Annotated in this window: 11 protein-coding genes; 10 read left to right on the top strand and 1 reads right to left on the bottom strand. The window is 64.7% G+C overall.

Features of this window, described 5'->3' with window-relative positions; all coding sequences use genetic code 11:
- Nucleotides 1-8 precede the first annotated feature (8 nt).
- Entirely contained in the window at nt 9-791 is a 783-nt protein-coding gene (locus tag ACU0B3_RS08065) for an N-acyl homoserine lactonase family protein (protein WP_446260333.1), read from the bottom strand.
- 79 nt (nt 792-870) lie between these two features.
- Between ACU0B3_RS08065 and ACU0B3_RS08060 the strand changes: the two genes are divergently transcribed.
- The 10 genes from ACU0B3_RS08060 to ACU0B3_RS08015 all read left to right on the top strand — a co-directional run bounded on the left by ACU0B3_RS08060 (nt 871) and on the right by ACU0B3_RS08015 (nt 12,596).
- Nucleotides 871-1,554, top strand: a complete 684-nt coding sequence (locus tag ACU0B3_RS08060) for a GntR family transcriptional regulator (RefSeq protein WP_446260332.1) — start codon at nt 871-873, stop codon at nt 1,552-1,554.
- A gap of 10 nt (nt 1,555-1,564) precedes the next feature.
- A complete protein-coding gene (locus ACU0B3_RS08055) occupies nt 1,565-2,671 on the top strand; it encodes an isocitrate/isopropylmalate dehydrogenase family protein (RefSeq protein ID WP_446260331.1) in 1,107 nt (368 codons plus the stop codon).
- On the top strand, nt 2,668-3,699 hold the full coding sequence (locus ACU0B3_RS08050) for a Gfo/Idh/MocA family protein (RefSeq protein ID WP_446260330.1): 1,032 nt from the start codon (nt 2,668-2,670) through the stop codon (nt 3,697-3,699). Before ACU0B3_RS08055 ends, ACU0B3_RS08050 begins: the two co-directional genes overlap by 4 nt.
- Complete coding sequence (locus ACU0B3_RS08045; RefSeq protein WP_446260329.1) at nt 3,696-3,989, top strand: putative quinol monooxygenase; 294 nt, start codon at nt 3,696-3,698, stop codon at nt 3,987-3,989. Before ACU0B3_RS08050 ends, ACU0B3_RS08045 begins: the two co-directional genes overlap by 4 nt.
- A 450-nt stretch (nt 3,990-4,439) precedes the next feature.
- Nucleotides 4,440-5,753, top strand: a complete 1,314-nt coding sequence (locus tag ACU0B3_RS08040; protein WP_446260328.1) for a nucleotide sugar dehydrogenase — start codon at nt 4,440-4,442, stop codon at nt 5,751-5,753.
- Between the two features lie 64 nt (nt 5,754-5,817).
- Nucleotides 5,818-7,302 carry a glycosyltransferase gene (locus ACU0B3_RS08035; protein WP_446260327.1) on the top strand — a complete coding sequence of 495 codons (1,485 nt, stop codon included), beginning with the start codon at nt 5,818-5,820 and terminating at the stop codon, nt 7,300-7,302.
- Nucleotides 7,303-7,317: 15 nt separating this feature from the next.
- A complete protein-coding gene (locus tag ACU0B3_RS08030) occupies nt 7,318-8,868 on the top strand; it encodes a hypothetical protein (protein ID WP_446260326.1) in 1,551 nt (516 codons plus the stop codon).
- Entirely contained in the window at nt 8,865-10,268 is a 1,404-nt protein-coding gene (locus tag ACU0B3_RS08025) for a mannose-1-phosphate guanylyltransferase/mannose-6-phosphate isomerase (protein WP_446260325.1), read from the top strand. The genes ACU0B3_RS08030 and ACU0B3_RS08025 overlap by 4 nt, the downstream gene beginning before the upstream one ends.
- Nucleotides 10,261-11,799, top strand: coding sequence for a right-handed parallel beta-helix repeat-containing protein (locus tag ACU0B3_RS08020; RefSeq protein WP_446260324.1), 1,539 nt, complete (start codon nt 10,261-10,263; stop codon nt 11,797-11,799). The genes ACU0B3_RS08025 and ACU0B3_RS08020 overlap by 8 nt, the downstream gene beginning before the upstream one ends.
- On the top strand, nt 11,799-12,596 hold the full coding sequence (locus tag ACU0B3_RS08015) for a hypothetical protein (RefSeq protein ID WP_446260323.1): 798 nt from the start codon (nt 11,799-11,801) through the stop codon (nt 12,594-12,596). The genes ACU0B3_RS08020 and ACU0B3_RS08015 overlap by 1 nt, the downstream gene beginning before the upstream one ends.
- Nucleotides 12,597-12,653: the final 57 nt, after the last annotated feature.

The raw sequence follows: 12,653 nt of genomic DNA, 5'->3' as shown, positions 1-12,653 counted from the left end.
AGCCCACCCTACGCCAACTTCCACACAAATCCGCTGGTGCCGAACGCGGGAAACCGTTCCCGCACCAGCGGGTCATGGCCCGGAATGACGAGGCCCGACCCCTTGGCCAGCGACTGGATCAGGGTAAAGCCGCGCCGCATCTCGGCCTGGTCGAAGACGATGGGAAAGAGCTTTCCCGCCTCGAAATTTTCGTAGTAATGCGCCGCATCAGACGCGAGGCAGACTGGCCCTTGTGCCGTCATTACACGCACGGCCTGCAGCCCGCTCGAATGCCCGCCGACACGGTGCACCGTCACCCCCGGCGCGACCTGTGCGTCCCCCTGGTGGAACACCACGCGCCCCGAAAAGACATGCCGGACCATGTCGCAGATATGCTCGGCGGTGTAGGGCGCCTGCTGCGCCGGGTCGCACATGCAGGGGCCCGTGGCAAAGGCCATCTCCTGCGCTTGCATGTGGAACTTGGCGCGCGGATACCGCGTCAGCCCGCCGGCATGATCGTAGTGCAGATGCGTGATGATGACCGTCTCGACCGTTTCCGCATCGAGCGACAGCGCGCTCAGCGCCTGCGCCGGGTCCCGCAGGATTGGCCTGTCGCGGCGCGCGCCTTCGTCAGCGTCATAGCCGGTGTCCACGACAATTTGTTGCGCCCCGTTGTCGAGCACCCAGACGAAGTAATCCATGCCGTGTGGCGCCGCCGGGTGGTCGTCCTTCAGGAAACTGTCAGCCCGCGTGCGCGCGTTCCGCTCCGCGTATTTGAGCGCGTAGATGCTCCAGATGCCGCTGTCTTTCATGGCCGGCCTCGCCGTGTGTGCATTGACGTGTGCATTAATGTATGCGTTATTGCCGCTATGACGCAATGGCGGATTTCTCATGGCTGAGCCGGCGGTGGCGGAGGCGCGGCGATCCCTGACGGGGGATGCTTATGCGCAGCTCAAGGCGCAGATCCTGAGCAATGCGCTGGCGGCGGGTGCGTCATATACCGAGCCGGAGATTGCCGAGCGTCTGCAGATGAGCCGCACGCCGGTGCGGGAGGCGCTGATCCGGTTGCAATCCGAGGGGCTTCTGGACCTGATCCCGCGGCGGGGCGCGCGCATTGCGCCGCTCAAGGTGCAGGACATGCGTGAGATCTACGAGATCCTCACTGCGCTCGAGCCGCATGCCGTTGCTGAAATTGCCGCGAGGCGACCGGAGGCAGAGGACCTAGCGCCGCTGAAGGCCGCGACAGAAGCGATGGAGGCGGCGTTGACGGCGCGTGACCTCGATGCCTGGGCGGCAGCGGACGACGTGTTTCACCGGGCCTTGCTTCGGCTGCACGGCAACGCTCGGCTCTGCGCGATCACATCGACGCTCTTTGACCGGTCGCACCGCGCGCGCATGATGACGCTGCGCCTGCGCGATCTGCCGCACAAATCCACTGCCGAACACCGCGACATCCTCGGCGCCTTGCGCCGGGGGGAGGCGGAGCGGGCGCGGCAGCTTTTCCGCGCGCATCGGGAGAGGTCGGCCAAGGAGTTGCTGACGCTGCTCGACCAGCTTGGCCTGCCGCAATTTTGAAGGAGCAAAGATGACAGAGGCTGCAAGGATCGCCGTGATTCCGGGCGACGGAATCGGTGTGGAGGTGACCGAGGCGACTCTGCACCTGTGCGACCTCGCGCTGGCGCGGGTCGGGCTGCCGGCGCTGAGCCGCGACGTGATCGCCGCGGGCGCGGCGTACTTCCGGGAGACGGGGCAAGACATCCAGCCGGATGGCGAGACACGTGCCGGGCAGGGGGAGGCGATCTTCCTTGGCGCGATCGGCCTGCCGAGTGTGCGGCACAAGGACGGGACGGAGATCAGCCCGCACCTGCGGCTGCGCGATCTCTTTGGCCTTTATGCCGGGGTGCGTCCGGTCAAAGCCTACCCCAACGCGCCGCAACGCTTGGCGGACCCGCGGGCGGCGAGCCTCGATCTGGTGATCTTGCGCGAGTCGACCGAGGGGCTCTTTTACTCGGCGGCTGTCCACGGCCGGGCGGAGGTGTTCGGCGATGACGCGGTGCACGACATCATGCGGATCACGCGCCCGACGACGGAAAAGCTGCACTGGTTCGGGTTCCGGCTGGCTGAAAAGCGCAAGGCGCGCGGCGGCAAGGGGCAGCTGACCTGCGTGGACAAGTCCAACGTCTTTACCAGTCAGGCATTCTTTCGGAAGATCTACGATGAGATCGCGCCGGAGTTTCCGAAGGTGACGAAGGGCTATGCCTATATCGACGCGATGGCGCTTGATCTGGTGCGCAAGCCTTGGGAGGCGGATGTGCTGGTGATGGAGAACATCTTTGGCGACATCCTGTCGGACTTGGCGGGCGGTCTGGTCGGCGGCATGGGCATGGCGGCGTGCGGGGAGTACGGCGATGACCACGCGCTCTTTCAGCCCGCGCATGGATCGGCGCCGGACATCACCGGGCAGGACGCCGCGAACCCGCTGGCGGCGGTGCTGTCGGGGGCGATGATGCTCGACTATATCGCGGACCGTCGGGCGGAGGAGGCGTTTGCCGATGCAGCCGCGCTGATCGAGGCGGCGGTGCAGGCGGGGTTCGAGGCGAACGACCTGCGTCCGATGGAGTTTGGCGGTGACATGGGGTGCCGCGCGATGGTTTCGGCGCTCGAGACGCATCTCGCAGAGGTGTCGCCATGAGCTTGCGCGTCGCGATTGCGGGGTTCGGATATTTCAGCCAGCTGCATCTGGCGGCGTGGCAGTCGGACCCGCGGGTCGAGGTAGTGGGCATCTGTGACCCTGACGCCGGGCAGAGGGCACTGGCGGCTGAGCAAGGGCTTGCCGCTTTCGCGACGGTGGAAGAGCTAATGGCGGGAGGATGTGACGTGCTCGACATCGTCACGCCGCCGCCCACCCATGCCGGGATCATCCGCGCGGCGCTGGGACAGGTGCCATTAATCGTGTGCCAGAAACCCTTTTGCGATGCGATGGAGGTTTCCCGCGCGGTCATTGCCGAAGCCGAGGAGGTTGGCACGACCCTGGTGATCCACGAGAACTTTCGCTTTCAACCGTGGTACCGGCAAATTCGTGACCTGCTGGAGGCCGAGACGCTTGGCACAGTTTATCAGGCGCGCTTTGCCCTGCGTCCAGGCGACGGGCAGGGGGAGCGCGCGTATCTGGACCGCCAGCCGGTGTTTCAAACGATGGAGCGGTTTCTCGTGCAGGAGACCGCGATCCATTTCGTCGACACCTTCCGCTGGCTCTTTGGCGACATCGCATATGTGCATGCGGACCTGCGGCAGCTCAATCCGGTGATTGCGGGGGAGGACGCTGGCGTGCTGACGCTCGATCATGTGAGCGGGGTGCGGTCGGTGTTCGATGGCAATCGGCTGGTCGATCATGTTGCCGAAGATCAGCGGCTGACCATGGGCGAGATGGAGATCGAGGGCTCGGCGGGCGTGCTGCGGCTCGACGGGGCGGGGCGGCTCTGGACGCGGCGGATGGGCGAGATGGCGTTAAAGCCGCTCGAAGACACCTACGCGACGGACCGGACGGTCTTTGGGGGTGGCTGCGTTGCGCATCTGATCCGGCATGTGGCGGATCATGTGCTGGAGGGCGCGCCCATTGAGAACGAGGCGCGGGAGTATATGCACGTGATGCGGGCCTGCGAGTTGGCGTATGTATCGGCGGCAGAGCATCGGCGGATGGATATGGAGACAGGGACATGAGTTATGTCGTGGCGGTGACGTTTACGATCCATGCGGGGCGGATGGCGGAGTTCCTGCCGCTCATGCGCACCAACGCGAACGCGTCGCTGCGCGAGGAGCCGGGCTGCCTGCAATTCGATATCTGCGTGGAGGGGGACGAGGTCTTCCTCTACGAAGTCTATGTCGATGTGGCGGCGTTTGCTGCGCATCGCGAGACGGCGCACTTTCTAACCTTCGATGCGCAGGTGGCCGATCTGGTGGCCGGCAAGTCGGTCAAGACCTACGCGGAGCGTTATCCAGCCGAAGGCTGAGTATCTTGAAACGCTAGGTCTCGCGGGGCGACCCCCGCAGACGATCTGCCGCGCGACTGTGCCGAGCGTCTCGCGCGTGCTGCGGAACTCTCGCGAGACGCGACTCGCACTCCTCCACGATTCCCTTTGAGGTTTAGCGGTAACCCCTTGGCCATAGGCTTGCCTTGAGCCTGCCGCACAAGCGCTGCGATGCCGCCCCCTTCGCACCTGCAGCAATGTGGCGAGAGTGTGGCAATGTGGCGAGAATAAGGCGGCCATAAGCCCGTTTCGCCACAGGAACCCTTGGATTTTACGGGTTTTTTCTCATTTGACCCCGGTTTGATGCGGATATGTCACCACCCCCCTCCCCGGGGGGATTGATTGTTCACGTTCGTGGATCGGTTCGGCGCTGCAGCGTACCTTGTTTCCAATCGGTGGGGGCCGACAGACTCGAAACGCGAGGAAGAGCAAATGGCAAAGATCAGTGTCTTCGGCATTGGATATGTGGGTGTTGTGTCAGCGGCCTGTTTGGCCAAGGACGGTCACGATGTGATCGCCGTGGATGTGGACCCGGGCAAGATCGACGCGATCAACAACGGCCTGTCGCCCATCGTCGAGAATGGGCTGGACGAGCTCATCGCTGAGCAGCACAAGGCGGGCCGCATCTTTGCCACCGACGACGTGCAATATGCAATCGACAATTCCGACGCTTCCTTTGTCGCGGTCGGCACGCCTTCGGCGCCTGACGGGTCGGTCGGTCTCAAGTATGTCGAGATCGTCTGCGAGAACATCGGCAAGGCGCTCGCCAACAAGGACAGCTTCCACTCGGTTGTGATCCGCTCGACCATCGTGCCGGGCTCGACCGAAGGCACCTGCATCCCGGTCCTCGAAAAGACGTCGGGCAAGACCGCCGGCAAGGAGTTCGGCGTGGGCTACTATCCCGAGTTCCTGCGTGAATCGACCGCGATCGAGGATTACTACGATCCGGGCCTGATCGTGTTCGGTGCAATGGACAACGGCACTGCCGACATCCTGACCGAGATCAACCAGGACCTGCCGTGCAAGATCCACGTGGTCGACCTGCGCACCGCCGAGATGGTGAAATACACCTCCAACACCTGGCGCGCGGTCAAAGTCACCTTTGCCAACGAGATCGGCAACATCGCCAAGTCCTGCGGCCTCGACGGTCAGACGGTCATGGAGATCCTGTGCTCGGACGACAAGGTGAACATTTCGAGCTACTTCATGCGCCCCGGCTTTGCCTTTGGCGGCTCCTGCCTGCCGAAAGACGTGCGCGCCCTGCGTCACCTCGCCCGCGAGAAGAACGTGACCGCGCATATGCTCGAGGCGGTGATGGACGCCAACGAGGCGCAGATCGCCCGGGCCGAGGCCATGGTCGAGAATTCCGGCGCCAAGAAGGTCGGCTTTGTCGGCATCTCCTTCAAGCCGGGCACCGATGACCTGCGCGAAAGCCCGCTGGCAGAGCTTGCCGGCCGTCTTATCCGCAATGGCGTCGAGGTCGAAATCTTTGACCCCTACGTGCACGAAGCCTTTGCCAACGAGAACTCGACGGCAGGCCGCGGCAACGACGTGGTGCCGAACCTGGCCGGACGCCTCAACGACGATCTGGCAAAGGTCATCGAGGGCTCGGACACGGTGCTGGTGGGCAACTTCTACAAGGGCACCATCGAGACACTCGGGTCGGTCGATAAACCAATGATCGATTTGACACGAATGGACCGCAAAAAAGTCTCAAATGGCACGTATGAGGGGATCTGCTGGTAACATCCAGCCCCCGACTACGAGCAGAAAACATAGAGCAATAAGCAAAAACAGGCGCGCTCAGACGATGATCTTGACCCTTCAACATATGGCCTATTTCGCGGTGATCGCGATCCTGGCGATGGTTGTGCCGAAGACGTTCCTCGGGGACTTTTCGGGGGCTGAGAACACCATCTTCATTCTGGGCGCGCTTGGCATGTGGCGGTACTCCTGGGCGGCGACGAACTTCATGCGCGCCTACTGGTTCCGCCACGTCGTCTACCCGCTTTCCAAGGCGCGCAGCATCCGCCGCTTTGAAAAGAACGGCACCGTCTCGCACTGCTACATGCTGGTCACCTCGTTCATGGTGCCGCCGGAAGTGACGATGACCGTGTACCGTGCCGCCTTCAACGCGGCCGCCAATGCCCGCGACGGCGCCACTATCGTGGCTTCGGTCGTGGACGGCGCCGACCAGCGGCTGATCCAGCAGATCTACGACACCATGCCGCGCGACATGTCGAGCGTGAAGCTCATCATCGACCGCATCCCGGCGAACGGCAAACGCGACGCGCTGGCGCAAACGCTCAACATCATTCGCGGGCTTTGCCCGACCGAGCGCGACATCCTCGTCTTCGTCGACGGCGACACCGAAGTGCCGGAGAACATCTGGTACGCTTCGGCGCCCGTGTTCACCAACGACAAGGTGGGCGCGCTCACCACCGACGAAGCTTCCCAGATCCCCAAGCAGAGCCTCTTTCACGACTGGTTCGTGCTGCGGTTTATCCAGCGTCAGATGATGATGTGCTCGATGGGTCTCTCCCGCCGCGTGCTGACCCTGACGGGCCGGATGAGTGTGTTCCGCGCGACGCTGGCAACCGATCCGACCTTTATCGAAGGTGTGGACGCGGACTATCTCGACCACTGGCGTCTCGGCCGGGTCAAGTTCCTGACCGGCGACGACAAATCGACCTGGTACTGGCTGCTGACCCGCGGCTACGAGCTGCGCTACCTGCCGGACGTCCAATCGGTCAGCCACGAAGACCAGCCGCGCCCGACGTTCCTCGACAGTGCCCAGACGCTGATGGTCCGCTGGTTCGGCAACATGATGCGCACCAATGGCCGCGCGCTGAAGCACTCGCCGTTCAAGATCGGGTTCTTCACCTGGTGGTCGATCCTCGACCAGCGTGTCTCGGCCTGGACGACCCTTGTCGGCCCGATCACGGTGGTGATCACCGCGGTCAGCGGCACCTGGCAGATCGTCCCGCTCTACATCGCGTGGGTCATGACGACCCGCTACATCTTCTGCGTGATCCTGTTCTCGTTCACAGGCAAGGTTTTCAAGATTACGCACCCGTTCCTGCTCTACTTCGGTCAGATCGCAGGGGCGTCCGTCAAGACCTTCGTGCTCTTCCGGCTCGACAAGCAAAAGTGGACCCGCCAGGGCGCCACGCTCGATCCGGCGGCACTGAAGCTCGCTGCAGAAGAAAAAATCAAAGCGTGGGATTCAACCGCGCACCACGCGATCGCGATTGCGGCACTGACCGCAGCCGTCGCGCTGATCGGCAATTTCTAGAGGTAGGGCTGAACCATGCCGGGCGAACTGAAACTTTCGAGCGATATCAACCGCAAACTTGCCGGTGACGCCGCAGGTGCGCCGCTGGAGCTGTCGACTTCGGACCGCGGGACACGGTCCAAGAAGAAAGCCTCCAAGCGCAGCAAGAAGGCCGCGGCGGTTGCTGCCGCAGCACCCGTGCCGCCGATGCCGACGCCGGGTCTAGAGCCTGTGGCGCAAGCGCCGTACCAGCCGCCGCAGCAGGGCTTTTTCAGCGCTGCGTTGCGTGCGCCCGAGGCGCCCGCGCAGGTGATGCCGCACGCGCAGGTTCAACCTCAGATGCAGCCGCAAGGCATGTACGCGCCTCAGCCGCAAATGCAGCCGCAGATGCCGGCCGAGCACATGCCGCAGCCGCAGGCGCCGCAGCAGGCGCCGATGCACCCGCAAGTGCAGGCGGCCGTGCAAGAGGCGATGCCGCCGATGACCGCGGCCGCCGCGCAAGCCGAGGCGCCTGCCGAGCCGGCGCCCGCACCTGCGCCCGCGCAGCCGATCCCGACGGATTTCGTGACCGAGCGCGAGCACCCGGTCCTGCCTATCCCGTTCACTGTGCAGCTGGGCGACGACCGCTACGAAGGCGCGGGCCTGTCGCTCACGCATGTCTATATCAAGCGGACGCTGGAGACCGAGCTCGAGACCGGAGGCGCAAGCCGTCTGGCGCAGGTCAAGTTCACCTTTGACGGGTTCCAGATCGACCTGACGCCCGAAGTGCGCGTGGTCTCGGGGCGCGAGTCCTCCGAGCTCGGGCTCGAGTTCGCCGACCCGACCGGCACGCACCTGCCGCAGCTGCGCTACATCATCAACAGCTTCATCGCGGGCGACTTCGTGACGCTGGGCGCGTTCCTGAGCTACACCGGCCCGGTCAAGCCGAAGGGCGTCAAGGATGCCGACGTCAAGATCGGCCGCAACTATGTCAAGAGTGCCATCGTCGGCGCCGCCTGTGTGGCCGTGATCGGCCTTGCCGCGTCGCTGCTGATGAACCGCTATGTCTTCTCCTACGAGGCGCGCCCGATCTTTGTCGCGCAGGCGGGTCAGGACATGCGTTCGACCTCTGCGGGTCAGATCACCTATCTGAACCCCTCTGCCGTCCAGGGCGACGTGATCTTTTCGATCAGCGCCAACTCGGGCGACATCCTGAACTTCCAATTGCCCTGCGACTGCGAGGTCCGTCTGGCCGACGGGATCTACGAAGGTGCGACGGTGCTGCCAAGCGATCCGATCCTCACCTTCCACCGCAAGGGCGAGACCGCCGTAACCGTCGAGGCCATGATGAGCGTCGATGGCCTGAGCCGTGCGGTCAACGGGGACAGCGTCTCCATCGTGATGTCCGACGGGCGTAAAATCCCCGTCAAGGTCATCCAGTCGTCGGCCACCAACGCTGCTGCGCAGCAGGGGGACCTGTATCTCCCTGTGACCTTGGAGCCGACCTCCGGCTCCTTGGATGCGGGCGACATCGGCAAACCCGGACGGGTGCGCCTGATGAAGTCCATTTTCCGTCTGCCAAACATCCTGGGGTACTTCAGATCATGACACAGCTCATTCATCCTTTGATCATCTGTGGGGGTAACGGGACACGCCTTTGGCCCGTCTCGCGGACGCAAAGTCCAAAGCAGTTCCAGCGTGTGGGAGGCGTCGACACGCCCACGTTCTTCCAGTCCGCCGTCGAGCGGCACTCGGGCGCCGGCTTTGCCGACCCGGTCATCGTGTCCTCCGCGCGGCACCGCCGCACGCTCAAGGCGCAGCTGGCCGAGATCGAGCGCGGCGCTCAGATCATCCTCGAGCCCATCGGGCGCAACACCGGCCCGGCCGTCCTGGCCGCGGCCATCGTGCTGGCCGAGACCGACCCGGGCGCGATCATGCTTGTGGTGCCGGCCGATCACGTGATCGAGGGCGACATCAACACCACCATCCGCGCGATGCAAAAGCCGGCGGACGCGGGCTATATCATCACCTACGGGATCAAGCCTCGCTATGCCGAGACCGGCTTTGGCTACATCACCGACGGCGGCCCGATCGTGGGTCACAACGGCCTGCACGCGGTCGAGCGGTTCGTCGAAAAGCCGCCCACCCGCAAGGCGCGGCTGCTGGTCGAAAGCGACATCGCCTACTGGGCGTCGGGCATCTCGATGTTCCGCGCCGACACGATCATCGAGGAGTACCGCAAGGTCGACCCCGAGACCGTGGACTGGGTGACCAAGGCCATCGCGCGTGGGCACGAGACCGAGGAGGGGCTCTTCCTCGACGAGGACGCCTTCATCAACTGCAAGGACGAGCCGACCGAGAGCATGGTCTTTGAAAAGACCGACAAGATCGCGCTCGCGCCGCTCGACATCGACTGGTCTGACGTCGGCTCGTGGACGGCGATGTATGGTATCTCGGACGCCGACGCGCAGGGCAACGTGCTGCAGGGCGACGTGATCGCCGTCGAGACGCAGAACACCATGGTGCGCTCGGACAACCGCCTCGTGACCGTGGTAGGCTTGACGGACATCATCATCGTCGACACCGAAGACGCGCTGATGGTCACCCGCGTGGGTCACTGCCAGTCGGTCAAAAAGGTCGCAGAGCACCTCAAGGGCGAGGAGCGCATCGAGGCGCACCAGCACTCGGGGACCGAAAAGCCCTGGGGCAAGGTGCGCCAGATCATCGCCAATGAGGGGCTCAACCTGTCGTCCCTTCGGGTGCGCCCGGGCGCGGATGTGCGCATCGACGCAGGGCCCGGCCAGGAGGTGATCGTCGCCTCCGGCAAGGTGGAGATCGCCGCCGGTGCCGAGACGCCGTTCCTGCTCGAGCAGGGCGCGCGCCATCAGCTGCCGCCGGTGCACGACACCCGCGTCACCAACCGCGGCACGTCGTATGCGGAACTGATCGTCGTGACCCTCCCGGTCACCAGCGAAGAAACTCTCGAGGACCTGGCAAAATATGCGTAAACTGGCGTCTTATCTGTGCTTTGCGGCGAGCTTTTGCATCGTGATCGGACTGGCGGGCGCGGCGGTTGCCGCACCTGACCGGCTGTCGATGCAGCTCTCGCAGGCGCTGATGACGCTGGAGCGCAATCTTGCCGCCGACCCGTGGGCGCCCGTCGTGCTGCCCCACGGGCTCGAGGCGGGACCGGGCGCCGATGACGTGGCCGAGTTGCAGCAGATGACGCTGCTCCGGCCCTCCTCGACAGACGGTGACTCGCCAAGCACGCTTGGCCTCGACTTTCAGGACCTCGACATGCGCCTGCCGCTGGCGATGCTCAGCCAAAGCCACGGTGCGGGTGACATCTTTGACGTGGTGACCGCCCAGGGCGACGCCTCGCCCAAGGCGCTGGTGCTGCGCAAGGGCCGTGCCGGTCTGAGCGAGCTGATCCAGGCGGCCCGCTCGGCCAACGCCGGCGCGGTCGACGCGCGCGGCGTGCTCGTGCTGACCCGCCCTGTGGTGATCTGGGACAATGCCGAGCTGATCCTAAGCCCGGGCCACCATCTCGAATTCGACCGCGAGGCGGGTGCCTTCATGTTGGTGCTAGGTCTGCTGGAGACCACGGGCGCGACGATCAGCGGCACGGGCGGCCCGAACGTGCACGCGCCCGACTTCAAGCCCTTCATCACCGCCGCAAACGGCGGTCGCCTGATCCTGCGCAAGAGCACCTTTTCGCATCTTGGCTTTGGCCGGACGTCCAAGTTCGCCGGCATCTCGATCGCCCGCAACGGCCTGCACATGTCCCGCGGCACTTCCGAGATCAGCGGCAACCTCTTCGACACCATCGGCTCGGTCTGGATCGACACCGACCAGGACGTGCGCGTCGTCGGCAACCGCTTCCGCAACCCGCAGCGCGTGGCGCTCTCCATCGTGAACGCGGGCCGTCCGGTGCTGACCGACAACGTCTTCTTCCAGGGCGGTGCGTTCAACGCCATCCAGGTGGTGCGCGGCTCCTATGACGCCCGGATCGAGCGCAACCTCATTCTCGGCGGCGAGCGCGCCGGCATCGTGCTCAAGTTCGACAGCCAGCGTGCCCGGATCGAGGACAACGTGATCTGGCGTCGCCGCGGCGCGGGCATCATCTTTGCCAAGGCCCATTGCGGCACCATCGCCGGCAACTGGGTGGTCGAGAACCGCCAGAAGGGCATCGAGGTGCGCAGCGCGCGCGGCGTGCAGGTGGTCGGCAATCGCATCACCATGAACCGCAGCGCGGGCCTTTGGGTCAGCGCGCAGGACAACGGTGTGAACGTGCTCGTGAAGGACAACCTCTTTGCTCAGAACCGTGCCGGGCTGACCACGGCGACCGGCGCCGACCTCGTGCTCGAGAACAACGACTTCACCCGGCAATTGCCCAAGTACCTCTCGGGCGACATCTCGCCCCAGAACGCGATCTTTGCTCACAAGATGGAGCCGCGTCCGATGGTGCTCTCCGCCGGCGGGCTGACCTTCGACGCGATCCCGCAGACCGGCTGCAAGCCGCGGCAGGGGGGCTCGTGATGCGCAAGGCTCTGCTCTATGTCCTCTTGACCGGGCTCTTTGCGCTGGGCGTCGTGGCGACAACCGCGCAGGCGACCGAGGCCGAGATCGACTTCCGCCTGCCAAAGGCCACTTCGACCGAGGGCCACGACATCTCCATCGTGGTGGACCGCGGCCTGCGCAAGACCAAGTATCTGCGCTCCCGCGAGCTGCGCCAGGCACGGGTTGCGCTGCTCGACAAACAAGAGCTGCCGCGCGAGACGCTCAAAGCGCTCGCCGACCGGCAGGACACGCTCGCCGCGCTGCGCTATTCGAACCTGCTCTGGCGCGAGGGGCTCGAGGAGAATGCGACGGAGATCGCGCAGTATGCCTCGATTTCCGCAGGCGCCGGGCGCGTGTCGTCGCTCAAGAAGATGATCCGCGCGATGGAATACCTTGACCCCGACACGACATCGCAGGCGCTCAAAAACCAGCTGATGCGCATCCTCTATCCCTATGCGTGGGCGGGCAACCCGCTCGCGATGGATGCGGTCGTGGCCTACAACGGCGAAGGCCGGCTCTTTGGCAAGCTCTCGGCGCGCACCCGCGCGCGGATCGAAGAGCATTCGGCCGGCGGCGATGGCCGCGTCGAGCTGCGCATGGCGCTGGACCTGATCAGAAATACCCCAAGAACGCCCGAGGCGGAGGCGCAGGCACGCCGCTACCTCGAAAGGGCGCAATCATCGAGCAACCTGGCTGTGCGCACCATGGCGCTCAACATGTCGGTCCTCCTTGCGGACCCGGCATCGAGCGGCGTGGCGGACATCCAGACCAATTGAGGCACAAAGGCGAGGCACATCTCATGAGACAGCTTCTGGCAAGCGCGGCCCTGGCCG

This window comes from Pseudaestuariivita sp. (genome assembly GCF_052825805.1).
This window is presented reverse-complemented; position numbering and strand designations above follow the sequence as displayed.